Source organism: Nocardia sp. NPDC004068 (assembly GCF_042874315.1).
GTDB lineage: Bacteria > Actinomycetota > Actinomycetes > Mycobacteriales > Mycobacteriaceae > Nocardia.
Genome location: NZ_JBIAMW010000004.1, coordinates 33,604 through 58,162, shown reverse-complemented (window position 1 = coordinate 58,162; position 24,559 = coordinate 33,604). Strand labels below are relative to the sequence as shown.

Genomic DNA, 24,559 nt, shown 5'->3' with positions numbered 1-24,559 from the left:
CGTTCTGTTCAGACTCTAACAGAACAGATCATTCCGTTTCAATACTCGAGTTCGACCTTCACGCCGCGCAGGTCAGATCCCCGAACGCGGGATCGAGCGCGTGCTTCACCAGCCGGATGACCGTGGGCGACCGGGGCAGCGAGCCGTGTCCGGAGGTATCGGCCGGGCAGAACGACTGCACCCACAGGTTTTCCACCCGCGACGCCGGACCGGGCCGCAGGAACGCCGACTCCGGCGGCGTGGTGACCTGGTCCACGCGAGTCGCGATGACGGTGTAGCGGATCCCGGCCTCGGTGTCCCCGCCCGCGTTGAGCCGCTTCAGGAATTCGCTGCCGACGACCTGTTGCGCCGCGGCCGTGCCGAGCACCGCGCCCACCATGCGGTCCGCGGGCCCGTCGGAACTGCCCAGATGCACGAGCCGACCCATGTCCAGGGCGGTGGTGCCGTGATTGGTCGCCGCGATCATCACCACGTCCCCGACCTTGTTGCGGGACGGATCGGCCGGATCCGCACCGCCCTCGAAGCGCAGATACTGCCGCGTGACCACACCGCCCTGCGAATGCGCCACGATATCGACCCGGGCCGAATTCGTCGCCGCCCGAACCCTTTCCACGAACGCGGCGAGTTCCCGGGCCGACGCGCGCATATCGCCCGTGCCGTACACGCCGGGCCGCACGCCCCAGACGCTGGAGGTGTCGCGACCGTAGTTGAGCGAGTAGACGCAGTACCCGGCCGCGCGCAGGTCGGGCGCGAGCACATCCCAGGCGTTCTGGTTGTCCCAGGTGCCGTGCACCAGGACGACCGGATCCGGATGCGCCGCCGCGGGCGCGCATTGCCAGTCGTTAGCCCCCGGCGGCGAGGAACTTCCGTCGGCCGGATGTTCCATCGCCTCGACCGGATCGGCCGCCGCCGCTCCGATCCCGAACACCGTGCAGCAACAGAGGGAGACAAGGTAAACCGCCAGCGCCCGCATCGACTGTCCCTTCCCTACCGAAGAGAAGTAACGCTTCGTTAGCCGATGCTAGGCCCGACCCCTCCCGAAACCGCGCAGGCAGCGCCCGGGAACGTCGTGGAATCTAGTCCGCGGATTCCGCTCGGCGCCGCACGCGCCGAGCCGCCGCGACCATGTTCCGCAGCGACGGTTCCAGCTGCCAGTAGTGCCGGGTCTTCAAACCGCCGTCCGGATTGGCCCACAACCGTTCCGGCGTGACGGCCGCCGCCGCTGCCGTGAGGGCCGCGTCGAGTTCGTCGATGTCGGGGATGCGCGCCGACCGGCTCTCGTAGACGCCCGGGCCGACGCCGTGGGACAGGCCGTGGCCCTCCTCGGCGTCCTCGGCGAGCGCCTTGAGCACCCATTCGATCGAGCGGCTCGCGACGATCGCGGTCACGTCGGCGTCGAGTTCCTCGATGGCACGGACGATTTCGGCGCGGCTGGAGTAGGCGATGTGAGTGTGGATCTGGGTCTCCGGGCGCACGCCCGAGGTGGCCAACCGGAACGCGTTGACCGCCCAGCGCAGGTACTCCGGCCGTCCGGTGGGCCGCAACGGCAGCAGTTCGCGCACGGCGGGCTCGTCGACCTGGATGATGGCGACGCCGGCCTTCTCCAGATCGGCCAGTTCGTCGCGGATGGCCAGCGCCACCTGATCGGCCGTCTCGTACAGCGGCTGGTCCTGCCGCACGAACGAGCGCGCGACCATCGTGACCGGCCCGGTGACAATGCCTTTCACCGGTTTGTCGGTCAGCGACTGCGCGTAGGTGATCCAGTCGACGGTCATCGGTTCGCGCCGCGCGACGTCGCCGTAGAGGATCGGCGGGCGCACGCAGCGCGAGCCGTACACCTGCACCCAGCCGAAGTGGGTGGTGGCGAAGCCGTCGAGGAGTTCGGCGAAGTACTGCACCATGTCGTTGCGCTCGTGCTCGCCGTGCACCAGCACGTCCAGGCCGATGTCCTCCTGCAGGCGGATGGTCGCCTCGATCTCGGCCTCGATGCGCTTGCGGTAGTCGTCGAAGGACAGCCGGCCCTCGCCCAGGTCGTAGCGCGCCTGCCGGGCGCCCGCGGTCTGCGGGAAGGAGCCGAGGGTGGTCGCGGGCACCACGGGCAGATTCAGCTTCTGCCGCTGGGCCTCTCGGCGCACCTCGTACGGTTCGCGCTCGCGCATCTCCGGCGTGATCGCGTAAACCCGTTGGCGCACCGCGTGTTTCTGCTTGAAGTGCACCTCGCTGGGCCGCTTGCGCCAGTTCTCCGACGGGCCCTCGGTGAGCGCCTTGGCCAGCGAGACCACCTCGAGCACCTTCTGTTTGGCGAAGGCGAGGCGGTCGGCGACCGGACCCTCGAGGTCGTATTCGACGAGCAGGTCGTAGGGCACGTGCAGCAGCGTGGTGCCGGTGGACACGATCAGGTCGGGGCAGACCTTCGCCAGCTCGTTGAGGTAGGTCAGCGTGACGTAGCGATCCGCGCGCCACACATTGGTTCCGCTGATGACGCCCGCGTACAGGCGCTTGCGCCGGATGCCGGGGATCTCGGCCAGTTCCTCGGGATGCATGCGGTAGCTGGACAGGTCCAGTCCGATCGCCTCCACCGCGGTCTGCGCCAGAATGCGCACGGCCTCACCGAAATCGCCGTACTGCCCCGTGACGAGGATGCGCGGGCGCAGCGGCGCGGTCGAAAGTCGTTGGTACGCAAGCTCGAACGCGGCCAGCTCCGCGGGCGTGCGCTCGCTGGTGAAGCAGGGTTCGTCGAGTTGCACACAGGTGGATCCGCGCTTGGCCAGGATCTCGAACAACTGCTCGTAGACCGGAAGCAGCTTGTCCAGCAACGACAATCGATCGAATTCGTCCTCGCCGGGCACCTGCCCCGCCTTGGACAGCAGCAGCAGCGACAGCGGCCCGAGCACGACGGGGCGCAGTTCGATGCCGCGCTCCTTGGCGCGATCGAATTCCTCCAGCAGCGCCTCGGGATGCAGCGAGAACTCGGTGTCGGCGTCCAGCTCCGGCTGCCGATAGTGATAGTTCGTGCCGAACAGGCGCACCAGCTCGAGCGGCGGCAGATCCGGGCGGCCGCGAGCCATGAGGAAGTAGAAGTCCAAGGGGTGCAAGCCTTCTCGATACGGCTCGAACCGCTTGGGGACCGCGCCGAACAGCAGCGCGTTGTCGAGGATGTGATCGTAGAAGGAGAAGGTGTTCCCCGGCACCTGCGTCAGCCCCGCCGCGTGCAGCTCGGCGAACTGACTGTCCTGGATCTCCCGCCCGACCCGCAGCAGCTCCTCCCGGGACACGCTCCCGTGCCAGTACCCGTCCAGCGCGCGCTTGAGTTCCCGGTGCGGGCCGATCCGCGGATACCCGAGGATGCTCGATCCGAAGCCGTCGGTGACATTGACCATGAGCGGAACTCCTTCCGAGCCGCCGGTTCGGCCCGATCCCTCGCAGCCTATGCCCGGCCCATCATTTCTTTCCCGGCCCTACGGCTCCCACGCCGCATTCCCCTTGTTCCCCACCTCACGGCACCCAACCCGCTCCCCCATGTTCCCGCGGTTGCGGCACCCAACCCGCTCCCCCCTTGTTCCCGCGGTTGCGGCCCCCAGGCCGCGACCGCGGGACGACATCACTTCCCGTACTGGTAGAACCCGGCCCCGGTCTTCTTCCCCAGCAACCCGGCCTCGACCATGCGCATCAGCAGCGGCGGCGCGGAGTACAAGGGCTCCTTGAACTCCGCGTACATGGAGTCGGCGATGGACTTGACCGTGTCGAGGCCGACCAGATCGGTGAGCGCCAGCGGGCCCATGGGGTGAGCGCAGCCGAGCACCATGGCCTTGTCCACGTCCTCCTTGGTGGCGAAGCCGGATTCGACCATGCGGATGGCCGACAGCAGGTACGGCACCAGCAGCGCGTTCACGACGAAGCCGGAGCGGTCGGCCGACCGCACGACCTGCTTGCCCAGCACGTCGGAGGCGAACGCCTCGGCGCGCTTGGAGACGGCCTCGCTGGTCTTGAGCGTGGTCACGAGCTCGACCAGCGGCAGCACCGGAACCGGATTGAAGAAGTGCATGCCCACGACCCGCTCGGGCTGGGTGGTGGAGACGGCGACCTTCATGATCGGGATGGAGGAGGTGTTGGAGGCCAGCACGGCGTCGGGATCGGTGACGACCTTGTCGAGTTCGGCGAAGATCGAGGTCTTGACCTCCTCGTTCTCCACGACCGCCTCGACCACCAGCTGGCGGTCGGCGAAGTCGCCGAGATCGGAGGTGAAGCGCAGCCGCCAGGCGGCCTGCTCGCGCTCCCGCTCGGTGATCTTGCCCGAGGACACGCCGCGATCCAGCGACCGCAGGATGCGGGCGCGACCGGCGGCGGCCAGTTCCCGCGTCTGCTCGAACACGAGCACGTCGACGTGCGCCCGCGCGCACACCTCCGCGATTCCGGCACCCATCTGTCCGGCGCCGATGACACCGACGCGTTGAATCTTCTCGCTGCTCACGTCCCGCTCCTGTGGTCTGCTGTCGGTGATTGTCGGTAGGGACGGTATCGGCTCTCGTAGAACCTCGCGCCCTCGACGGGAAACGTTATAGGGATGCCCTTCCCGCCGGGGCTGTTCAGCGGGAAGGGCCGATGTGCGCCCTATGTGGACGGCTGTTGGCTTGTGTCCGAGGCGTTTTCACGCCCCGGGAAGGCCGGAGCCCGGGTGATGCGGACCGGGCTCCGGCTCATGCGCCACCTCGGTGGAACTGGTCCACTTCGGTGGAACTCTCACGCCACCTCAGTGGAACTGGCCCTCTTCGGTGGAACCCTTCAGCGCGGCGGTCGAGGTGTTCGGGTCGACCGTGGTCGCGATGGTGTCGAAGTAGCCGGCGCCCACCTCGCGCTGGTGCTTGGTGGCGGTGTAGCCGCGCTCCTCGGCCGCGAACTCGCGCTCCTGCAGGTCGACGTAGGCGGTCATACCCTCGCGGGCGTAGCCGTAGGCCAGGTCGAACATCGAGTAGTTGAGCGCGTGGAAGCCCGCCAGGGTGATGAACTGGAACTTGAAGCCCATCGCGCCGAGCTCCTTCTGGAACTTCGCGATGGTCGCGTCGTCCAGGTGCTTCTTCCAGTTGAAGGACGGCGAGCAGTTGTAGGCCAGCAGCTGGTCGGGGAACTCGCTCTTGACCGACTCGGCGAACTTGCGGGCCAGCTCGAGGTCCGGGGTGCCGGTCTCCATCCAGATCAGGTCGGCGAAGGGCGCGTACGCCTTGGCCCGCGCGATGCAGGGCTCGATGCCGTTCTTGACGTGGTAGAAGCCCTCGGCGGTCCGCTCACCGGTGATGAACGGCTGATCGCGCTCGTCGACGTCGGAGGTGATCAGGGTGGCGGCCTCGGCGTCGGTGCGCGCGATGACCACGGTCGGGGTGTCGGCCACGTCGGCGGCCAGACGCGCGGAGTTCAGGGTGCGGATGTGCTGCGAGGTCGGGATCAGGACCTTGCCGCCCAGGTGGCCACACTTCTTCTCCGAGGCCAGCTGGTCCTCCCAGTGGGTGCCCGCGGCGCCGGCGGCGATCATGGCCTTCTGGAGCTCGTAGACGTTCAGCGCGCCACCGAAACCGGCCTCGCCGTCGGCGACGATCGGCACCAGCCAGTTGTCGACCGAGTTGTCGCCCTCGACCTTGGCGATCTCGTCGGCGCGCAGCAGCGCGTTGTTGATTCGGCGGACCACGGCCGGAACCGAGTTGGCCGGGTACAGCGACTGGTCGGGGTAGGTGTGGCCGGAGAGGTTCGCGTCACCGGCGACCTGCCAACCGGACAGGTAGATGGCCTTCAGGCCGGCGCGCACCTGCTGCACGGCCATATTGCCCGTGAGGGCGCCGAGGGCGTTGATGTAGGGCTCGTTGTTGACCTGCTCCCACAGGATCTCCGCGCCACGGCGGGCGAGGGTCTGCTCCTCGACCACGGTGCCCTGCAGCTTGGCGACCTGCTCGGCGGTGTAGTTCCGGGAGACGCCCTTCCAGCGAGGGTTGGTGTCCCAGTCCTTCTGGATTTCAGCAGCGGTCCTCGGGGTGCCGGTCTTCGACATCTCTGACTCCACTTCTCAGTTCGTCTGGTGCCCCATCTGCTGGAGCGGCAATTTGCAGGCTTGCTAGGCCCATCGGGTGTACTTTCACACGATGGCACAACCAAAAAGTGCCGTCTACCTGTTGCTAATGCGAATCTCCGCTAGCTTTGTCCGTTTCTCTGCTAATCCTGCAAAATTTGCGAGTTAATAGCACGGACGAAATCTACTCACGCGTAGGGCTGACCTGCGGTTTAGCGTAACGCTCGTACTGTTTGAGTGACGACTACCACTCACGCCCCCGCATCACACGCCACGCCGCATGTGACGACTTTCACAGCGCGGGTGCGCCGCGGCGCTGTGTGCCACACCACTCGAACGGCTCCTGACAGACTGTCCGGTACCCGGGGGACCCAGCCGGAAAGGAAGACCATGCGGAGTGTGTGGATCGCCGTCGCGCTGACGTTCGCCGCCGCGGCGAGCCTGTTCGACGTCTCGGCCGCCCGGGCCGAACCCCCGGTCGGGGCGGTACAACGGACCGAACCGCTCGCACCCGCGGCGACCCTCCCGGGTTCCGCGGACGCCGAACGCATCCTGTACTCGACCACCACGGTCGGCGACCGGCCGACGGTCGCCAGCGCCGCGGTCTACTTCCCACCCGGCGAACCGCCCGCGGGCGGCTGGCCGATCGTCGCGTGGGCGCACGGCACCGTCGGCCTGAGCGCCGACTGCGCCTACAGCGTGGCCGGACCCGCCGCGGTGAACCGCGACTGGAACTACCTCGGCACCTGGCTGCGGCAGGGCTACGCCATCGTGGCCGCCGACTACGCCGGACTCGGCACACCGGGCGAGCATCCGTATCTGAACGGCACCGTCGAGGCGCACAACATCGTGGACGCGGTGCGCGCCGCGAAGGACCACTACCCGACGCTGTCGAACAAGTGGGTGGTCATCGGCCAGTCCCAGGGCGGCGGCGCGGCCGTCGCCACCGCCCGCCGCGCCACCGAATTCGGCGGCCCGGAGCTGGACTACCGCGGCGCGGTGGCCACCGGCACCCCCGCCTACATCGAGGACGTGCTCGCGGCCCTGGGCCCGGGCGTTCCGCCGGTTCGCCTGTCCCCCAACCTCAGCGCCTACACGGTGTACTTCCTCAACGGCCTGGCCGCGAGCTACCCCGAACTGAACGTCGACTCGTTCCTGACCGACGCGGGCCGCTACTGGGTGGAGCGGGCCCGGCACGAGTGCGTGGAACCGCTGGGCGCGGAGATGGTCGCGAACAATGTCGTGCTCGGCACGCTGATGGCCCGCCCGCTGACCGAGGTCCCCGATATGCACGGGCTGCTGTACCGCTACCTGGGCCTCCCCGAAACGGGCTACGACCGGCCGCTGTTCCTGGGCCAGGGCCTGTTCGACACCGATACGGTCACCCCGGAGACGCTGCGGTTCGCGGCCACCCTCCAGGCCAACCGCGAACCGGTCACCGTCCGCACCTACCCGACGGACCACAACGGCGCGGTGAACGGCTCGCTGGCCGATTCGGTGCCGTTCGTGCGCGCGCTGTTCGCCTGACGCAACAGTGCCCAGAGGCGGTCGGCCGTGAGCGGCAACGCGTACGGCCGCACGCCGACGGCGTCGCGCACGGCGTTGGCCAGGGCGGGAGCGACCGGATTGTAGGGCGATTCGCTCATCGACTTGGCGCCCAGCGGCCCGAACGCGTCGGCGGTATCGGCGAAGTACACCTCGGTGCGCGGCACATCGGAGTAGCGCGGAATGTGGTAGTGCCGCAGCGTTCTCGTGACCACCACGCCGTTCTCCACGCGCATGTCCTCGTACAGCGCGCCGCCGAGGGCCTGCGCCACCCCGCCCTCCACCTGCCCGCGGCACTGCCGTTCGTCGAGGACGGTTCCGGCGTCGGCGGCGTGCACCGAGCGCAGCACCCGCACCCGCCCGGTCTCGGGATGCACCGCGACCCGGAACGCCTGCACATCGAAGGCGACCGACCGCTGCCCGCCGTCGTAGTCGGCGCTCGCGCGTAACGGCCCGGCCGACAACAGCTTTCGCGTGTCGGTAGTACCCAGGACCCCGGCGCGGCCGTCGATCAGCTCCCGCAACCGGACGCAGGCCAAGTACACGACCCGGCCCGCCACCACGATCCCGGTCGAACCGAACGCACCGGTGTCGTGCCCGACGAGATCGGTATCGGCGTGCCGGACGCGGATCCGGGTCGGCTCCACCCCCAACGCGGCCGCCGCGAGCCGGGCATGGACGGTGGTGGTCCCGTTGCCGAATTCGGCTGTGCCCACCCGGATTTCGAACGACCCGTCGACCAGCAGCTCCGCCTCGGCCGTGGCGTGATGTCCGCGCGGCGGAACGGTGGCGATCATGGCGGCGGCCATCCCCTCCCCGATCCGCCAGCCCGCCTCCGGACGGTCGCGGCCGCGGTCGCGGGCCAGCGCCCGTTCGGCGAGATCCAGGCACTGGTCCAGGCCATAGCTGCCGATCTCCAGATCGTCGTCCTCGACGCAGGGCCCGCCGATCAGCGCGTCCCCGGGAACGATCACGTTGCGGCGTCGAAACTCGAAGGGACTCAACCCGATTCGCCGTGCCAACTCATCGAGCGCCGATTCGATACCGAAGCCGACCTGCCCGAGGCCGTAGCCGCGGAACGCCCCCGAGGGCACATTGTTGGTGTACACCGCCCGCCCGTCGACCCGCTTGTTCGGGCAGCGGTACAGCGCCACCGACTCGTTCACCCCGTGGAACAGGACACCGCCGCTGTGGTTTCCGTACGCCCCCGCGTCGGCGAGCACGTCGACCGCCAGGGCCGTGAGCCGACCCGACGCGTCCGCCGCGGCGGTCACCTCGATCCGCATGGGATGACGGCAGGTCGCGGAGGTGAACTCGTCGGAGCGGGTGAACTCGTAGGCCACCGGCCGACCGGTGCGCAGGACCGCCAAGGCCACAAGGTCTTCCGAAAGCATCTCCTGTTTCGCCCCGAAACCGCCGCCCACCCGCGCGGCGAGAACACGGACCCGTTCGCGCGGCAGCCCGAAGAGGTGACACAGTTCGTCCCGAACCAGGAACGGCACCTGCGTGCTGGTGCGGATCACCAGCCGACCGCTCGCGTCGAGCCACCCCACGCTGCCGTGCGTCTCCAGATGTACGTGCTGCGCCCGCGGCGTGTGCCACACCCCGTGCACCACCGCGGCGGCGGCCGCGATCCCGGCGTCCACATCGCCGAACCGCCCGTGCACCTCCGCCACCACATTGCGCTCCCGATCCGCGATGCGCGCCGAATCCGGTTTGTCCCCATGCAGTTTCGGCGCGTCCGGCGCGAGCGCGGCGGCCGGCTCGAAGACCGCGGGCAGCGGCCGGTACTCCACCCGCAGCGCCCGGCATCCCGCCCGCGCGGCCTCGAGCGAATCGGCGACCACGGCCGCCACCCGTTGTCCGGCGAACCGCACAATGCGATCGAGCACCACGGTGTCGTCGGGATCGTCCGTGCGCTGCTCGTGCCGGGCGGTGGAGTAGGCCACGTCGGGGCTGTCGGCGTGGGTCAGCACCGCCCGCACCCCCGGAATCGCCTCGGCCGCGGCGGTATCGATCGAGACGATCCGGGCGTGCGGGTGCGGACTGGTCAGCACCGCGAGATGCAGCGGCGCCGACGGCGGCGCCGCGTCACCCTCGGACGGCGCGAAATCCATGGTGAACGGCTCGGTCCCGGTGACCACCCGCATCCCGACCGGGGTGACGGTCGCCGGCTCCGACACGCTGTCGGTGAGTGCCTCCCCGATCGCTCGATATCCGGTGCAGCGGCACAGATTTCCCTTCAACAGTTCCGGCAGCTCCTCGGGTTTCGCGCCGCGATCGCACGCCGTGACCACCATTCCGGCCGTACAGAACCCGCACTGGAACCCGCCCGCGGTGACGAACCGCCGCTGCACCGGATGCGGATCGTCGGCGGTGCCGAGCCCCGCGGCCGTGGTGACCGAACGGCCCGAAACCCGGTGTGCGGGAAAGACACACGAGTGCACGGCCTGCCCGTCCACGAGCACCGTGCAGGCGCCGCAGTCCCCCGAATCGCAGCCCTTCTTGACCGCGAACCGCCCGTGCTCGCGCAGCAGCGTCCGCAGGCACTGACCGGGCCGGGGCCGGATCTCGATCGCGACGCCGTCCACCTCGAACTTCACCGGCCCACCTCCCGCAGTTCCGCCAGCACCTCGCACCCCAGCACCGCCGAGACGTGCCGCCGCCAGGCCGGGCTGCCGTGCGGATCGTCGAACCACACCTCCGCGTCGAGACCCGCGACGGCCGTGGTGAATTCGTCCGCCCCGGGCAGCGCCGCGAATTCGAGCACCACCGGTCGTACCGTCGCCGCGCTGACCGTCACCGCGCACCGCCCGTCGCCGTCGAGCCGACCGATGACCACCGATCCGGAGCGCCCCAGCGGCGCCCGGGCGATCTTGCGAAATGCCGTGTGCGAGGTCAATTTCGAAACATCGATGTGAAAGGAACGCACGACCTCTCCGGAACGCAGCACGGTTTTCCCGGGACCGAGCACGAATTCGCGCACCGGCATTTCCCGTTCCACCGCGCCCCAGATCAATACCGTGGCGTCCATCGCGACGAGCGCCGCGAGCACCGCCCCGGCGGGCAATGCGAGACAGGCATTTCCGCCGACCGTCGCCGTCCGCCGAATCTTGTGCGAGGCCAGCAGTGCCCGGCACGCCCACGGGAACACCGCGGTCGCGGGCCACTCCGCCCGCACCGCCGCCTCGAATTCGGCCAGCGTGCAGGTCGCCGCGATCTCCAGCCCCGCGTCGCCCGGGACCAGCGCGGGCCAGCCCAACGCGGTTATGTCGACGAGCCGCTCGAGCCCCTCCTGCGGTTCCGAGAACAGCCACGTTCCGCCCGCGAGCACCGCGGTGCGCTCGGTCAGCTCCCGCAGATCATTTCGATCCCGGGCCACCACCAATTCCCGAATCGTATCCAGATCCACGCCACACCTGCTTTCACCCGGAGCCGTTTCCAGGCTAGGAGTTCGGGATTGCGCGCAGATGTCGACGCTATTTCAGCTGCCGCGATAGGTCGAGTACGCGAACGGCGACAACAGCAGCGGAACGTGATAATGCCCGCTCGCGCCGACGCCGAACGCGATGGTCACCTCGGGATAGAACGTCTCCTGCCCGCGCGCCGCGAAATAGGCCGCGGTATCGAACCGCAGCCGATACGTGCCCGCGGGCAGGGTCGCGCCCAGATCCCCGACGCGACCGTCGGCGTCGGTGGTCGCCGCGCCCAGCGCCGTCCCGTCCGCGGCGAACAGCGTGACCGCGATCCCCGCCGCGGGCGCCCCGCGCACCGCGTCCAGAACATGCGTGCTCAGCGTGGTCATCGGGCCTCCTCCGCGGGATCGCGCAGCAACCGCCGCAACCGGATTCGATTGATCTCGGCCAGTTCGCGTCGCACCACCGCGCGTTCGGTGCGCGGATCGTTGTGCAGGCGTTTCATGAGGATATCGAGCAGTTCCCCGGCCGAACGGCCCGCCGCGCGCACGAGATAGACGTGCCCGAAGCGGGCCTCGTACTCCCGATTCCACGCGGCCAGCGCCGCGCGCACCTCGTCGCCCGCGCTCGCGACGGCGGCCTGCTCGCGCGCCGAGGACGGATGCGAGGTGGTCGCGCCGATGCGCGGATGCCCGGCCAGCGCCCGATCCAGTTCCTCCTCCGAGACGCCCGCGAGCGCCCGGTCCGCCGCCGCGAGCACCTCCTCGATCGTGGTGTACGGCCGACCCGCCGCCACCTCCCGCGCCCAGGCCGGTGACGTGCAGCAACTCAGCAGCAGCGCGACGGCCTCGGAGTCGGGCAGCGCGTCGAACGCGCTCAGATCGATCGGATCGGTGGTCACCGTCCCCAGCATCGACGACCCGCTGCCCGGATGCCAGTCGGACGGCGAAGATCACCACCGCGGGCTACCCTCGCGGCCATGGACGACGGACGCTGCGCGGGCCTGCTGCTCGCCGCGGGCGCCGGCACCCGCTACGGCCGCCCGAAGGTGCTGGCCGAGAACGGGGCCTGGTTGCGCGGGGCGGTCGCGGCACTGCGCGGCGGCGGCTGCGATCCGGTGCTGGTGGTGCTCGGCGCGACCGGCCCCGCGCGGCGCGCCGACTCCGGCGAGCTGCTGGTCTGCGCCGCGCCCCGGATCGCGATTCCGGCGGGCGCGCAAGCGGTCTGGGCCGCCGACTGGGCGGTCGGCGTCGGCGCCTCGCTGCGCACCGGTCTGCGGGCCCTCGCGGGCGCGCCGGTGGACCGCGTCGCCGTGCTCCCGATCGATACCCCGGACGTGGGCGCCGACGTCGTCGCGCGGGTGCTCGCGGCGGCTCGCGACGCGCCAACGGGCTTGGCGCGCGCGGTATTTCACAACCAACCCGGCCATCCGGTTGTGCTATCTCATGAACATTGGGCAGCGGTCGTGGAAACTGCGCAAGGAAATTCGGGCGCTCGCTCCTTTCTGTCCGAAAGAGGCGATATCGTGGCCGTCACGTGCGACGATTTGGCGACGGGTCGAGACCACGACTACCCGCCCACCCCCGCACGCTGAGCCGGGAGCAGTGTGATGCGCGACATCGTCGATGACCTCTTGCGGGTGTGGAACAGTGGCCGGACGGGGGGCCTGGCGACCTTGGTGCGCACCTTCGGACCCTCGCCGCTGCCGGTGGGTTCGATGATGCTGGTGGACCCCGACGGCGGGGTGCACGGTTCGGTGTCCGACGGCTGCTACGAGAAGGCCGTCTACGAGGCCGCGCTCGACGCCGCCCGCACCGGCCGCCGCGAACTGCGCCGCTTCGACGCGCAGACCGGACTCGAGGTGAGCGCCGACTGCGGCACCATGGACGTGTTCGTGGAACCGTTCTCGCGCGGCCACTTTCCCGAATTCGCCTCCGTCGCAGCCGATATCGCCGCCTACAAACCGGTCACGGTGTTCACCGTGGTGTGGCACGCGGACCCGGAGGTGATCGGCCAGCATCTGGTCACCGACCGCCGCCACAACACCGAGATGGTGTCGCTGCCGGAGTCGGACATCTTCGTGTCCTCCTACACCGCGCCGCCGCGGCTGATCATCTTCGGCGCCAACCCCTTCGGGGCCGCCCTCGCCGTGCAGGGCCGGTTGCTCGGTTACCGCGTCACCGTCTGCGACGCCCGCGAGACCTTCGCCGCCACCGCGACCTTCCCCGGCGCGGAGGTGGTGGTGGACTGGCCGCACCGCTACCTCAACGCCCAGGCCGCCGCGGGCGAGATCACCGCGGACACGGCCCTGGTCGTGGTGTCGCAGGATCCGAAGTTCGAGATCCCGCTGCTGACGGTCGCGCTGCGACTACCGGAGTTCGGCTACCTCGGCGCGCTGGGCTCGCGCGGCGCGCACGCCAACCGGGTGGAGGCGTTGCAGGCGGGCGGTTTCGACGAGGCCACCCTGGCCCGCCTGCACGCCCCCGCCGGACTCGACATCGGGGCGCGCACGCCGATGGAGACCGCCGTCGCCGTCGCCGCCGAACTCGTCGCGGCGCGGGCCCGGGCGCGCGCGGCCGTACCCGTCTCGTAAGCCGTTGCGGCGGAGCCTATTTCAGCTCCGGCTGCGCGGCGAACAGTTCCTTGAGCACCGACATGTCGAACAGTTGCTCGGCCTTGATGGCGATCTTGGCCTTGCCGAGCGCCTCGATGTTCTGGGCGATGAGCTTGTCGCTCATCAGGAACAGCCCGTTGGCCTTGGTGTCGTCGGAGACCACCAGATCGTTCTGCGCCTTCGCCTCCTGGGTCTGCTCGGCCAGATCCAGACGCTGGTCCTTGCCGTAGACCTCGACCGCGAGCCGCGCGCCCTCGGCCGGATTCGCGACCGCGTCCTTCCAGCCCTTGATCTCCGCGGCCAGGAACGCCTTCAGCTTGTCGCGCTCGGAGTCGATGGTCTGCTGCCGCACGGTCAGCGTCTCGGCGGTCAGCGGCAGGCCGTAGTCGGCGAACAGGAAGTGCGCGGTCTGAAAGCCCTTGGCCGCCAGGGTGATCGGCTCGTTCGTCACATAGCTGACCCAGCCGTCGACCTCGCCGTTGGCCAGCGGGGTGGGATCGAACTGCGCGGGCACGATCTGAACGTCCTTGGGCGTCATATTGTTCGCCGTCAGCAGCGCCTCGAAGATGAGCTGATTGGTGTCCTGCACGCCGATCTTGCGGCCGCGCATCTCGATCGGGGAGGTGATCGGTTTGGCGGCGGAGCTGACGATGCAGAACGGGTTCTTCTGATAGGTGGTGCCGATGATCTTCGCGGGCAGGCCGCCCAGCACCGCGGGCGCGGTGGTCTGCGGCGCGGACATGCCCAGCCAGATCTTGCCGGTGTCGAGCCCGGCCTCCACCGAGGTGCTGGCCGCGCCGCCCGCCACGAGGTTCACATGCCCGAATCCGGCGTCGCGGAAGTAGCCCTTGCTGTCGGCGAAGTACTCGCCCGCGAATTCGATGTTCTTCAGCCAGGACAGTTGCACGGCGACCGTGCCGTATTTGGAGCCGTCGGGCGTGGAGCCGTTGGCGTTCCCCGAGGACGAGTCCTTGCCGCAGGCCGCGAGCACGCCCGCCCCGCCGAGCACGAGCCCCGACAGCGCCGAGTAACGAAGGAAGGACCGTCGGTCCAGGGAAGGCTTCCGGGCCGACGAGGGGCCTGTCACGCGAGTCATGTCGGAAATCTAGGGCGTCTCGATTGCGTTTTCTTTGCTTTCGCCGGATCGAATGTGTGCGACAGGTTAACTTCGCCGCTCAGCCGCGCCCGGCATCGGGTCCGAACCGGGCCAGCACCACGTTCTCGACCACGCCCACGATCGCGTACAGCAGCACCGACACCACCGTGACCACGGCGATCGAGGCCCACAGCTTGTTGTACTGGAAGGTGGGGATCGCGCGGATCAGGCTGGCGCCCAACCCCGTTCCGCTGCCCAGCCACTCGCCCAGCAGCGCCCCGATGAGCGCGCCCGGCACCGAGATCCGGGCGGCGGCGAACACCGACGGCAGCGCCGCCGGAACCGCCACCAGGCGCAGTCGCGTCCATCGCGAACCGCCGTAGGCCGCAACGAGTTCCATCGCCTGCGCCGACGCCGACCGCAGCCCGGTCGAGATCATCACCAGCGCCGGGAAGAACACCACGATCGCGGCCAGCACCGTCACCCCGACCAGCCCGCGTCCGAACACCAGCACGATGATCGGCGTCAACGCGACCAGCGGCACCGACCGCAGCAGCATCGCCACCGGCAGGAACGACTGCTCGACCGCGGGCAGCGTCACGAACAGCGCCGCCATGACCAGCGCGGCCAGCATCCCCACCCCGAATCCGATCGCCGCGTCGCGCAGGGTGATCTGCAGATCCGACACGATCGCGGTCCGCGCGCTGTCGCTGCCGGACAGATAGGTCCACACATCGGTGGGCGTCTTCCCGACCCGCGGACCCACCTGCGGGAAGGCCGCGAGGAACGCGTACCAGATGACGACCATGAGGACCATCGAAATCGCAAGGGTGAAAAGGAATTTCCCGATCCGCCGCAGTGCGTTCACGACCGCGCCCCCTGCCCCGTCCACGGCGCCACCAACCGCGCCACCAGCGCCACGACGGCGTAGCCGAGCCCCGCCAGCGCCGCCGCCGCCAACGCCATCCCCCAGGTGCGCGGCACGTTGTAGGAGGTCTGCGCCGCCGTCAGCGCCACCCCGATACCGCTGTCCACCCCGCCGAGATACTCCCCGATGATCGCCCCGAGCACCGCCGACGGCGCCGCGATCTTCAACGCCGCCAACGTATTCGGCACCGCGGCCACCACCTGCACCCGCCACAACCGCTGCCACCGCCCACCCCCGTAGGCCCGCACCAGATCCAGGCTCGTCCGATCCGCCGACCGCAACCCCGCGACCGTCCCCACCATCGTGGTGAAGAAGCAGTACATCGCCGCGAGAAACACCGTGGGCGTGCGCCCCCCGAACACCACCAGGATGATCGGCCCCAACGCGAGCAACGGCGTGCAATAACTCAGAATCGCCAACTGCGTCGCCAGCGATTCGATGGGCGGCACCAACATCACCAGTAGGGCCAACGCGATAGCCAGCCCGTTACCCCAGACGAACCCCTTGATCGCCCCCCACGCGGTGATCCGGAAATTGGGCCCGTACAGCGCCCAGCCGTCGGTGTACATGGTGTGCACGACCGTCCACGGCCCCGGAATGGTTCCACCCGCGACTCTCAATTCCGCCAGCACCCACCACAACACGATCAGCGCCAGAATCCCCAGCGCTCCGACCAACCGTTTCATCGCTCCACCCCCGCTTCGCCGCTCCGCCCCGCCAGCTCGCCGTCGCCGCGACCCCGCGACTCCGCCTCCCCCTCATCGCCGCCGTTACCGCTGTCTCCCAACGATTCCGCCTCCCCCGCACTGCCGCGCCCGGTCGGCTCCGCGGCCCTCGCGTTGCTGCCGCCGCCGTGCTCCAACAGCTCGGCTTCGCCCTCGATGCCGCCGCTGCCACCGCGGCCGAACAGCAGTTCCGAGAGGTAGTCGTGCAGCCGGTGGAACTCCGGGGAGCGCATCATCTCCGGGGTGCGGGGGCGGGGGAGGTCGATCTTCACCATCTCGACCACCCGGCCGGGGCGCGGGCTCATCACGGCCACGACATCGGAGAGGAAGACCGCCTCGGCGATGCCGTGGGTGACCATGAGCGTGGTGGCGGGCTTCTCGGTCCAGATGCGCAGCAGCTCCAGATTGAGGCGCTGCCGGGTCATGTCGTCGAGGGCGCCGAACGGTTCGTCCAGCAGCAGCACGGTCGGCTTGACCACCAGCGCGCGGGCGATCGAAACCCGTTGTCGCATACCGCCGCTCAGCTGGGCGGGTTTGGCCTTCTCGAATCCCTCGAGCCCGACGAGGGAGATCAGGTCCGCGATCAGCCCGGGCTCGGCCTTCAGCCCCGCGACCTGCAAGGGCAGCCGGATATTGGATTCCACACTCCGCCAGGGCAACAGCGCCGAATCCTGGAAGGCGATGCCGAACGCGTGCCGCCGCCGCAACTCCGCCGGGGTCGCCCCATCGATGCGCGCGGTCCCCGCCGTCGGCGTCTCGAGCCCCGCCAGAATGCGCAACACCGTCGACTTCCCGCACCCCGACGGCCCCAACAGCGACAGGAACTCCCCCTGCTCGGTGTGCAGATCCACCGAGTCCAGCGCCCGCACGGTCCGCCGCCCGACCCGGAACGACTTGGCGAGCCCGCTGATGTGGATCCCGGTCGCCGCGGCCTCAGTACTGCTCATATCGGTCACCCTAGGAGCACCCGGTTGCACGGGTATTGCGAAACGGCCCACCATATTTCGGCCGCGTTACCACCCCGGTTCGAACCACCGCCGACTCGACCGCCGAAACAGCAGCACGATCATCACCAACGAGGCCGCGGGCCCCAGCCACCCCGGCGGATGACCTGCGGTGATCGACGGAATCGTCCACAACATGTTCAGCCCCGACAGCAGAATCGCCGCCACCCGAATGCTGTCCCCCTCCGCCCCGAACGCCAACGCCAACCCACCCAGCAACCACGCGGGCACGAACGCGAGCCCCGTCACCAACGCCAGCCTCCCCCCGAGCAACCACCCCGCCGACGCCGTACACACGATCCCCATCCCAGCCATCCCCAAAGCCACCAGCTGCGCCACGCGCACCGGCCCCGGCATCCGCTGAGCCCCGACCTCACCTTCGGACATCACCCCGAACTGTACCGCCCGGTCGGATAACAACCCCGCCACCACGCCGTCACAGTTCCCCACCGACCCCCACCCACCCCCTCAAAAACCACCCCTGACATGGGATAATCCATCCCGAAGGGAGCAAGAATGGCACGAGGCACGTTCACCTACATCGACACCGAAGGCACCCCCCAAACCCTCACCAACCCAGTCGACACCATCGCCTACAACGTGCAACTCTGGCCCAACACGCCCCTCACGAACAACACCGACACCACAGCCTGGCTCCACCCGGAAGAAGACGGCGAGGGCGCCGCCTATCCCCTTCCTCCAGGCCACCAGTCCCACCCCACCCACGTCGCCAGCATCATCTTCACCTGACCCCAGGTACACGAACCCAGCCGCACCCTTTATTCGGATTCGCACCCCTTGTAGACCCCCGAAACGGGTGCGGATCCGAATAAGGGGTGCGGCTGGGTTCGTGGTCGTGGGGTGAACCTCGTCAGGCCCGGTGGAACCAGGGAGCCTTCAGAGGCGTCAAAGCCACTGTAGGTAGCAGTACGGGGGGATCCGTTGCAGTTGAACAGCTTCCCCTGTCGAACGACAGGAATGGCAATGAAAGCATTGGTAATGGCGGCGATCAGACCAGCTTCCGCTCTGATCGCCGGTCTCGCGTTCGCGGGACTCGTCGCCGGTCCGGCCCAGGCCGACTATCCCAAGAGCCCTGACCAGGCCAGGACGTGGGGGGCCTGCCCGGCAGTTGCCGCCGACAGCCATTCCGACAAGGTCGTACGGGATTACAACGAGACCGCCAACCACGCGGTTCTCAAGTGCGGCAATGAAAGATGGGGATACTGGCACATCTATAAGCGCCACGTCTACGACAATCCGGAGTGGTCGAATCTGGCTGACATCGAGGGTGTGAACTGGCGTCAGGTGGTCGATATGGCCATCGCGAAGTCGTTGGATCAACCCGATGTCAGCGGTCAGGGCCCCAACGGAACCTGGTGCTACTCGGGCCAGATCTACCTGGTCAACAAGGCCACCGGTCAGATCGCGAAGACCGTGGAGCCGACGGTGATCGTGGCCCCTGATGGTCGCGTCGTCACCGCGTTTCCGGGTGGACGCTGCCAGCACATCAACCCCGACGACTAGGGTCTGGTGACCCGCAATCAGAGAGGGCCGGTTATGGTCGAACCGACGGTGTCCGAGCTGATCGAATCGGTGATCGAGGCCGGGCGGGCGATGGGGCTGCAAATCACTTCCGTCGAAGGCGTTTTGACTCTTGTCGCGCGTCGGGGCAGGGTGCTGGACCCGCCCGTGGCGTTCATGATCACCGACGAGGCGTTGCGTGAATACTTCCGAGGTGTCGCCGCCGACGCGGGCGAGGCGAATGCGTGGGAGGAGTGGCGGATGCTGATGTCCACCCACCTGGCCGAGTCGCTGTACGAACTCGACACAATCGGTGGTCAGGCCGCTATCGTGATCGACGCGAGCGGGTTTCGGGCCGTGTCGACTACAGACCCACGGGCGAATGCGGGCCACTGATCCCGGCCTGCCTCCGCCCCGGAGCTACACGAGCAGTCGGAGCAGTCGTTCGACCTCGGCCCGGACAGCGGATCGTCCGGGCCCCAAGTACTTTCGCGGATCGGACAACCCATCGTCGGAGCCGAGCGTCCCTCGAACCGATTCCGCCAGAACGATATTCAACCGAGTCGCGATATTGATCTTGGTCATGCCGTGCACGACCGCCGAGCGCAGGCCCTCGTCGGGAACGCCAGACGAGCCGTGCAGGACCAGCGGAACCGGAACCTTCGCGGCCAGGCGCGCGATCAACTCGTCGTCGAGGCGGGCATCTCGAGTGGACATGGCATGGGAGGAGCCGACGGCCACGGCCAAGGCGTCGACCCCCGTCGCGGCGACGAAGGCGACCGATTCGTCCGGATCGGTGCGAACCCAAGGAGCGTGGGCCCCGTCCTTGCCGCCGATCTCACCGAGTTCGGCCTCGACAAAAACGTCGCGCTCATGGCACCAGCGCACAATTTCGGCTGTGCTGGAGACGTTTTCGGCGTAGTCGAGCGTGGAACCGTCGTACATCACCGACGTGACCCCCAATTCCACAGCCTCCTCGATCAACTCGCGCTCAGTGGCGTGATCCAAATGCACCGCCAACGGCGCCGAACTGTCCTCCGCGATCGCGAGACACGCCCGCACCAAAGGCTTCATCGAACCGTGGTACCGCACCGTATTCCGCGAAATCTGAAGCACCGCAGGCCTTTTCACCGACTCAGCCGCCGCAGCAATCGCCTCCGCATGCTCGAGGGCGATCACATTGAACGCCCCCAGACCACCGGGCCGAGCGGCGGCGATCAGGTCGGGGACAGGCAGCAGGGTCATGCGGTTTCTCCTAGGTGATGCTCAATTCGGTGATCACGACGGCGGGGGCCAGGCGGGTGCGGACCGTGCGGTCGATCTCCCCGGCGACGGGGATGACCACGGCCGCGGCGGAGGTGGCGACGGCGTCGATCAGTAACCGCGGCCAGTCGGGTTTGTCGTCGGCGGCCAGGGCGCCGATGACGGCCGCGGCCGCGGCGTCGCCCGCGCCCGTGGGGTTTCCGGCCATGGGTTCGGGGATCGAGGCCGACCAGGCGCGGTCGGCCGTGACCGCGACCATGCCCGCGCCGCCGCGGGTTGCGACCACCGCGCGTACCCCGCGCTCGAGCAGGGGCCGCACCGCGGCGACCACCTGTTCGGGCGTGTCGGCCGCGACGCCGGTGAGTTGGTGCAGCTCATCGCGATTGGGCATCAGCACCACCCCGGGCACCTCCGACGCCAGCTCCAGCGCCCGGCCGTCGACGTCGCAGATGGTCGGCACCCCGGCGGCCAGCGCGGCGCGCGCCAGCTTGGCGGGCACCTGCGGACCGACGCCGCCGGGCAGCGAGCCCGACACCACCATGCCGTTCGTGTCGGGCAGCAGCCCGTTGACCCGGACCATGAGTTGATCCACCGCGTACGGATCGCTCACCCGCGCACCGGGTTCCCACAGCGAGGTCGCCGTGCCGTCGTCGGATTCGCTGATCACGAGCGTGCGGCGCACCCAGGGCAGCGCGTGCACGAAGTCGACGGGCAGTTCCAACTCGGCGGCCGCGGCGAAGGTGAAATCGGCGAAACCCGTTGCGCGCGCGTACCTTCCGAGTTGATTGAGCACCCGGGCGACATTGATGCCCTTGCCCCCGATACGTTGTTCGACCGAGAGCACCCGGTGAACCTTTCCGCGTTCGAACTGTTCCACGCGGTAGGTCATGTCGTAGGCCGGGTTCATGGTGACGGTGAGGATCACGTCAACCACTGTCCCTGACGCAGCACACGACGCAACCCCAGTTGGTCGTCCACCACTACCGCATCGGCGAACATGCCGGGCCGCAAATCGCCCACATCGGTCAGACCGAGCGCCGCGGCGGGCGTCGCCGTCGCCGCGCGCACCGCGTCCACGAGCGGCACACCGCATTCCCGCACGGCCCAGCGCAGGCAGCGCAGCAGCGTCGAGGTGCCGCCCGCGATCGAGCCGTTGGCGATGCGGGCGGTCCCGTTCTCGACCCGTACTTGTTGCGTACCCAATCGGTAGTCGCCGTCGGGGAGGCCCGCGGCCTGCATGGCGTCGGTGATGAGCGCGACCCGTCCGCGCGCGGTGGCGAAGGCCAAGGCGCCGAAGCCCGCATCGACGTGGACACCGTCGCCGATCAGTTCGACGTACACGTCCGAGTCGGCGGCGGCGACCAGCCCCGCGGCCACCGGTCCCGGGGCGCGATGATGCAGCGGCGGCATGCCATTGGCCAGGTGGGTGACGACGGCGCCCGGTCCGTGCGGCCGCAACGCCGCACGAAACTCGGTGTAGGACGCGTCGCTATGTCCCAACGCGACAACCACACCATTCCCGGACAACACCCGTGCCGCCTCGCCGAACCCCGTGCGCTCCGGCGCCAATGTCATCATCCGCACCGCGCCGCCCCCCGCGGCCAACAACCGTTCGATCAACCCGATGTCGGGATCGATCAGAAACCGCGGATCCTGCGCCCCGCACCGCGCCACCGAGAGAAACGGCCCTTCGGCATGAATCGCCGAAACATCCCCGCTCGCAACGACTTCCGCCAGCGCCCGCACCTGAGCCACCATCTCGTCCCCCGGCCCGGTCACCACGCTCGCCACCACGCTGGTGGTCCCCTCCCGATGGTGAAATCGCGCCGCCGCTCGCGCCTCCTCCGGATCGCGGGTATCGAATCGAGAACCGAAACCACCGTGGTTGTGAATATCGACCAGACCCGGCAGGACGGTCCCGAGAAACGGCGGAATCTCCGAGCCCGCCTGCCCCGGGGCCCACTCCGACAGCGCCTGCACGGCGACAACCCGCTGCCCACGAACTGTCACCACAGCGTCATCGACGACCCCGCCCCCGCTGACGATCCGCCCTCGAAGCACCAGCTCGTTCACACCCACCCACCTTCCGCTCCACCTGATCTCCGGCCGCAAGCTTGCCCGACCGAGCATGACCCGAGAGCGTCCCGACGCGAGCAAGATCGCGAACCCCGGGCCGGAGATTTCTCCGAGCACAGGAGCGACCTCCAGGTCACATCGCCCGAGGCGAACGAACAGGCATGCGAGCCCGAGTCCCTCATGCCAACCTCCCCAACCGCGCATACCGCGCCGCTCCCACCAAACCCGCACGAGCCCCGTACTCCCCCAGTACCACCCGAGGCACCCCCGCCACCCGCACCAGCCGATCGAAACGCTCCTGCACCGCGTCGACCAGCACGGCCCCCGCCCCCGCCAGCCCGCCGCCGAGCACGACCACACTCGGGCAGGACGCGTGAATCACCCCGAACAGCCCCTCGGCCAGGGCGTCCACCGCGTCGTCGACCACCGCGCGGGCATCGGGATCGGCGTCGAGGACCGCGAAGACGGCCTCCGCTCCCGGCACGGTCCGGCCCGTGCGAGCGGTATACGCCCGAGCGATGGCCGCGCCCGAGGCCACGGTCTCCACACATCCGAAACTGCCGCAGGGACAGGGCAATCCGTCCCGATGACGCACGGGAATGTGCCCGTACTCGCCCGCCTGCCCCGCCGCCCCGCGCACGAGTCGCCCATCGACGGACAACGTCCCACTGATCCCCGTCCCGAGAATGACCACGCACACATCGTCGAACCCCCGCCCCGCCCCGAACCGCCACTCCGCCCACCCCGCCACCGCCACGTCGTGCTCGATCAGCACCGGCATGCCCCACCGATCCCGAAACCGGTTCCCCACCACCACATCCCGCCAACCCACATTGCTGCTGAACACCGCCAGCCCCCGCTCGGGATCGACAATGCCCGGCAACACCACCGCCGCGCGCACCACCGGCCCGTGTTCGGCCGACACATCGGACAGCAAAGCCGCCCCGAGATCACCCACGGCATCGAATGCCGCCGCCCCACGAGGAGTCGCCACTGTACCCGAATTCAGCACGGCCCCAGCGGAATTCGTGATCTCCCCCTTGATCGTGGTTCCCCCGACATCGACAGCCAACACCAACCCGTCCCCGGCAACCTCGTCCCCGCTCGCCCAAGCGTCACCGACCGATCCCCCAGTCGCCCCGCCACCGGCCCGACCTCGACCTCCAGCCGAATTATCCGCTGCCCGGCCACCACCGGCCCGATCCCGAGCCTCAGCCGAGTCATCCGTTACCCGACCACCATCGGCCCGATCCCGAGCTCCACCCGAGTCATCCGTTACCCGACCACCACCGCCCGCCGAACCGACACCCCATCGAGCCGCCCGCCCACGCCCTTCCCCACCCACGGCGCTCACCACCGCCCCGTCACTCGAGGATCACCGACCGGTTCAACCCCCGCGGATGATCCGGATCCAACCCCAGATCCGCCGACCGCAGCACACACAACCGATGCAATCGAACAAGATCGGCCATCGGATCGATATCGCGCTGCTCGAAATGCGCCCCCGCGGCCCGAACCTCCTGCGCCAGCGAGGGATCCACCGACCCGAACGCCCACACCGCCCGCCCCGGCCCGGCAATGCTGATCGGGCCGTGCCGATATTCCGTAGCCAAATAGCTCTCCGCCCACGATTGGCAGGATTCCCGCAGCTTGAGCCCGGCCTCCTCGGCAATGGCCGCAGCGAATCCCAGGCCCACGAAGGTGATCTGCTCGGCATGCCGGACGTCGGCGAGGGCGGCGGCCGGATCCTCGGCGAGCACCTCCCGCGCCTGAGCGACGGCCGTGGACAGGTCTTCACCCAGATGCCACCGCAGGATCGCCAAAGTCGTTGTGGCGAAACGTGTCTGGACCACCGAGCGTTCGTCCACCGCATCGATGAGGATCGGATCGCCCAGCTCCAGCACCGGCGTGCCGGGGCTCGAACAGATCACCGTACGCGGCACCCCGGAGGGGATCGCGCGCATGGCGTCGACGACCTCCGTGGTGGTGCCGGAACGGCAGATCACCAGATACCGGTCGTACTCGCGGTCGCGGACCGCGCTGGCGGGCCAGGCGTCGGTGAGGCCCTGCCCGGACGATTCCCGTAGTTCGGCAATGGCACGGGACATGAAAAGCGAGGTACCACAGCCGATGACGGCGACCCGCTCGCCGGGACGCGGCAGGAGCGTGGCGTGCTCGGCGGCGACGGTCGCGGCCCGGGTCCAGTCGTCGGGCTGGGTGGCCACCTCGGCGGCCAGGTGGGTTTCGGGGATGCGGTCAGCAGAGGTCGGCACGTCCCCAGGATCAACCCGAATGATCGTTCATGTCAACTTAACA

23 protein-coding genes and 1 pseudogene are annotated in these 24,559 nt (G+C 69.0%); 6 read left to right on the top strand and 18 right to left on the bottom strand.

What is annotated here, in order from left to right; all coding sequences use genetic code 11:
* Nucleotides 1-58: 58 nt before the first annotated feature.
* From ACFYTQ_RS11165 to aceA, 4 genes are all read right to left on the bottom strand, one after another.
* Nucleotides 59-928: an esterase/lipase family protein gene (locus ACFYTQ_RS11165; protein ID WP_387359350.1), complete on the bottom strand. Its 870-nt coding sequence runs from the start codon at nt 926-928 to the stop codon at nt 59-61.
* 148 nt (nt 929-1,076) lie between these two features.
* A complete protein-coding gene (gene metE, locus ACFYTQ_RS11160; RefSeq protein ID WP_387359348.1) occupies nt 1,077-3,380 on the bottom strand; it encodes a 5-methyltetrahydropteroyltriglutamate--homocysteine S-methyltransferase in 2,304 nt (767 codons plus the stop codon).
* Nucleotides 3,381-3,601: 221 nt separating this feature from the next.
* The gene (locus ACFYTQ_RS11155) at nt 3,602-4,471 is read right to left on the bottom strand and encodes a 3-hydroxybutyryl-CoA dehydrogenase (RefSeq protein ID WP_387359346.1); all 870 of its coding nucleotides are present in this window, start codon (nt 4,469-4,471) and stop codon (nt 3,602-3,604) included.
* Nucleotides 4,472-4,750: 279 nt separating this feature from the next.
* The gene (gene aceA / locus ACFYTQ_RS11150) at nt 4,751-6,037 is read right to left on the bottom strand and encodes an isocitrate lyase (RefSeq protein WP_387359344.1); all 1,287 of its coding nucleotides are present in this window, start codon (nt 6,035-6,037) and stop codon (nt 4,751-4,753) included.
* A 408-nt stretch (nt 6,038-6,445) separates the two neighbouring features.
* Here aceA and ACFYTQ_RS11145 point away from each other — a divergent pair, with 408 nt between their 5' ends.
* Nucleotides 6,446-7,582 carry a lipase family protein gene (locus ACFYTQ_RS11145; RefSeq protein ID WP_387359342.1) on the top strand — a complete coding sequence of 379 codons (1,137 nt, stop codon included), beginning with the start codon at nt 6,446-6,448 and terminating at the stop codon, nt 7,580-7,582.
* On the opposite strand, the gene ACFYTQ_RS11140 is transcribed toward ACFYTQ_RS11145, so the two are convergent.
* From ACFYTQ_RS11140 to uraD, 4 genes are all read right to left on the bottom strand, one after another.
* Nucleotides 7,504-10,203 carry a molybdopterin-dependent oxidoreductase gene (locus ACFYTQ_RS11140; RefSeq protein WP_387359340.1) on the bottom strand — a complete coding sequence of 900 codons (2,700 nt, stop codon included), beginning with the start codon at nt 10,201-10,203 and terminating at the stop codon, nt 7,504-7,506. The genes ACFYTQ_RS11145 and ACFYTQ_RS11140 overlap by 79 nt on opposite strands.
* The gene (locus ACFYTQ_RS11135; protein WP_387359338.1) at nt 10,200-11,012 is read right to left on the bottom strand and encodes an FAD binding domain-containing protein; all 813 of its coding nucleotides are present in this window, start codon (nt 11,010-11,012) and stop codon (nt 10,200-10,202) included. Before ACFYTQ_RS11135 ends, ACFYTQ_RS11140 begins: the two co-directional genes overlap by 4 nt.
* Before the next feature lie 72 nt (nt 11,013-11,084).
* Nucleotides 11,085-11,405 (bottom strand): hydroxyisourate hydrolase, encoded by a 321-nt coding sequence (uraH, locus tag ACFYTQ_RS11130; protein ID WP_387359336.1) that lies wholly within the window; start codon nt 11,403-11,405, stop codon nt 11,085-11,087.
* Complete coding sequence (uraD, locus tag ACFYTQ_RS11125; protein ID WP_387359334.1) at nt 11,402-11,917, bottom strand: 2-oxo-4-hydroxy-4-carboxy-5-ureidoimidazoline decarboxylase; 516 nt, start codon at nt 11,915-11,917, stop codon at nt 11,402-11,404. The genes uraH and uraD overlap by 4 nt, the downstream gene beginning before the upstream one ends.
* 78 nt (nt 11,918-11,995) lie before the next feature.
* Here uraD and ACFYTQ_RS11120 point away from each other — a divergent pair, with 78 nt between their 5' ends.
* The gene (locus ACFYTQ_RS11120) at nt 11,996-12,610 is read left to right on the top strand and encodes an NTP transferase domain-containing protein (RefSeq protein ID WP_387359332.1); all 615 of its coding nucleotides are present in this window, start codon (nt 11,996-11,998) and stop codon (nt 12,608-12,610) included.
* 15 nt (nt 12,611-12,625) lie between these two features.
* Nucleotides 12,626-13,609, top strand: coding sequence for an XdhC family protein (locus tag ACFYTQ_RS11115; RefSeq protein ID WP_387359330.1), 984 nt, complete (start codon nt 12,626-12,628; stop codon nt 13,607-13,609).
* A 16-nt stretch (nt 13,610-13,625) separates the two neighbouring features.
* On the opposite strand, the gene ACFYTQ_RS11110 is transcribed toward ACFYTQ_RS11115, so the two are convergent.
* From ACFYTQ_RS11110 to ACFYTQ_RS11090, 5 genes and pseudogenes are all read right to left on the bottom strand, one after another.
* The gene (locus ACFYTQ_RS11110; RefSeq protein WP_387359328.1) at nt 13,626-14,726 is read right to left on the bottom strand and encodes an ABC transporter substrate-binding protein; all 1,101 of its coding nucleotides are present in this window, start codon (nt 14,724-14,726) and stop codon (nt 13,626-13,628) included.
* 79 nt (nt 14,727-14,805) lie between these two features.
* Entirely contained in the window at nt 14,806-15,543 is a 738-nt protein-coding gene (locus ACFYTQ_RS11105) for an ABC transporter permease (protein ID WP_387360159.1), read from the bottom strand.
* 47 nt (nt 15,544-15,590) lie between these two features.
* Nucleotides 15,591-16,340 carry an ABC transporter permease gene (locus ACFYTQ_RS11100; protein ID WP_387359326.1) on the bottom strand — a complete coding sequence of 250 codons (750 nt, stop codon included), beginning with the start codon at nt 16,338-16,340 and terminating at the stop codon, nt 15,591-15,593.
* A gap of 206 nt (nt 16,341-16,546) precedes the next feature.
* Nucleotides 16,547-17,326, bottom strand: a pseudogene (locus ACFYTQ_RS11095) (ABC transporter ATP-binding protein); the annotation flags it as partial.
* Nucleotides 17,327-17,392: 66 nt separating this feature from the next.
* Nucleotides 17,393-17,770 (bottom strand): hypothetical protein, encoded by a 378-nt coding sequence (locus ACFYTQ_RS11090; RefSeq protein ID WP_387359325.1) that lies wholly within the window; start codon nt 17,768-17,770, stop codon nt 17,393-17,395.
* Nucleotides 17,771-17,899: 129 nt separating this feature from the next.
* Here ACFYTQ_RS11090 and ACFYTQ_RS11085 point away from each other — a divergent pair, with 129 nt between their 5' ends.
* The 3 genes from ACFYTQ_RS11085 (at nt 17,900) to ACFYTQ_RS11075 (ending at nt 19,300) form a co-directional block, all read left to right on the top strand.
* Nucleotides 17,900-18,133: a hypothetical protein gene (locus tag ACFYTQ_RS11085; RefSeq protein WP_387359323.1), complete on the top strand. Its 234-nt coding sequence runs from the start codon at nt 17,900-17,902 to the stop codon at nt 18,131-18,133.
* 234 nt (nt 18,134-18,367) lie between these two features.
* Nucleotides 18,368-18,907 (top strand): hypothetical protein, encoded by a 540-nt coding sequence (locus ACFYTQ_RS11080; protein ID WP_387359321.1) that lies wholly within the window; start codon nt 18,368-18,370, stop codon nt 18,905-18,907.
* Between the two features lie 48 nt (nt 18,908-18,955).
* Nucleotides 18,956-19,300: a hypothetical protein gene (locus ACFYTQ_RS11075; RefSeq protein ID WP_387359319.1), complete on the top strand. Its 345-nt coding sequence runs from the start codon at nt 18,956-18,958 to the stop codon at nt 19,298-19,300.
* A gap of 24 nt (nt 19,301-19,324) precedes the next feature.
* Here the strand turns inward: ACFYTQ_RS11075 and ACFYTQ_RS11070 are convergent, their stop codons facing one another.
* The 5 genes from ACFYTQ_RS11070 to ACFYTQ_RS11050 all read right to left on the bottom strand — a co-directional run bounded on the left by ACFYTQ_RS11070 (nt 19,325) and on the right by ACFYTQ_RS11050 (nt 24,516).
* Nucleotides 19,325-20,149: a class II fructose-bisphosphate aldolase gene (locus ACFYTQ_RS11070; protein WP_387359317.1), complete on the bottom strand. Its 825-nt coding sequence runs from the start codon at nt 20,147-20,149 to the stop codon at nt 19,325-19,327.
* A 10-nt stretch (nt 20,150-20,159) separates the two neighbouring features.
* A complete protein-coding gene (locus ACFYTQ_RS11065; protein WP_387359315.1) occupies nt 20,160-21,092 on the bottom strand; it encodes a hexose kinase in 933 nt (310 codons plus the stop codon).
* Nucleotides 21,089-22,240, bottom strand: coding sequence for an N-acetylglucosamine-6-phosphate deacetylase (locus tag ACFYTQ_RS11060; protein WP_387359313.1), 1,152 nt, complete (start codon nt 22,238-22,240; stop codon nt 21,089-21,091). Before ACFYTQ_RS11060 ends, ACFYTQ_RS11065 begins: the two co-directional genes overlap by 4 nt.
* Nucleotides 22,241-22,421: 181 nt before the next feature.
* Nucleotides 22,422-23,318: an ROK family protein gene (locus ACFYTQ_RS11055; RefSeq protein ID WP_387359310.1), complete on the bottom strand. Its 897-nt coding sequence runs from the start codon at nt 23,316-23,318 to the stop codon at nt 22,422-22,424.
* A gap of 289 nt (nt 23,319-23,607) precedes the next feature.
* A complete protein-coding gene (locus ACFYTQ_RS11050; RefSeq protein WP_387359307.1) occupies nt 23,608-24,516 on the bottom strand; it encodes an SIS domain-containing protein in 909 nt (302 codons plus the stop codon).
* Nucleotides 24,517-24,559: the final 43 nt, after the last annotated feature.

What these genes read in the sequence shown, in the direction of transcription:
- ACFYTQ_RS11115 (WP_387359330.1), top strand. Translation starts at nt 12,626, where the DNA reads ATGCGCGACATCGTCGATGACCTCTTGCGGGTGTGGAACAGTGGCCGG.
- ACFYTQ_RS11145 (WP_387359342.1), top strand. Translation starts at nt 6,446, where the DNA reads ATGCGGAGTGTGTGGATCGCCGTCGCGCTGACGTTCGCCGCCGCGGCG.
- ACFYTQ_RS11080 (WP_387359321.1), top strand. Translation starts at nt 18,368, where the DNA reads ATGAAAGCATTGGTAATGGCGGCGATCAGACCAGCTTCCGCTCTGATC.
- ACFYTQ_RS11100 (WP_387359326.1), bottom strand. Translation starts at nt 16,340, where the DNA reads ATGAAACGGTTGGTCGGAGCGCTGGGGATTCTGGCGCTGATCGTGTTG.
- aceA (WP_387359344.1), bottom strand. Translation starts at nt 6,037, where the DNA reads ATGTCGAAGACCGGCACCCCGAGGACCGCTGCTGAAATCCAGAAGGAC.
- ACFYTQ_RS11120 (WP_387359332.1), top strand. Translation starts at nt 11,996, where the DNA reads ATGGACGACGGACGCTGCGCGGGCCTGCTGCTCGCCGCGGGCGCCGGC.
- ACFYTQ_RS11110 (WP_387359328.1), bottom strand. Translation starts at nt 14,726, where the DNA reads ATGACTCGCGTGACAGGCCCCTCGTCGGCCCGGAAGCCTTCCCTGGAC.
- metE (WP_387359348.1), bottom strand. Translation starts at nt 3,380, where the DNA reads ATGGTCAATGTCACCGACGGCTTCGGATCGAGCATCCTCGGGTATCCG.
- ACFYTQ_RS11105 (WP_387360159.1), bottom strand. Translation starts at nt 15,543, where the DNA reads ATGGTCCTCATGGTCGTCATCTGGTACGCGTTCCTCGCGGCCTTCCCG.
- uraH (WP_387359336.1), bottom strand. Translation starts at nt 11,405, where the DNA reads ATGACCACGCTGAGCACGCATGTTCTGGACGCGGTGCGCGGGGCGCCC.
- ACFYTQ_RS11085 (WP_387359323.1), top strand. Translation starts at nt 17,900, where the DNA reads ATGGCACGAGGCACGTTCACCTACATCGACACCGAAGGCACCCCCCAA.
- ACFYTQ_RS11070 (WP_387359317.1), bottom strand. Translation starts at nt 20,149, where the DNA reads ATGACCCTGCTGCCTGTCCCCGACCTGATCGCCGCCGCTCGGCCCGGT.
- ACFYTQ_RS11090 (WP_387359325.1), bottom strand. Translation starts at nt 17,770, where the DNA reads ATGTCCGAAGGTGAGGTCGGGGCTCAGCGGATGCCGGGGCCGGTGCGC.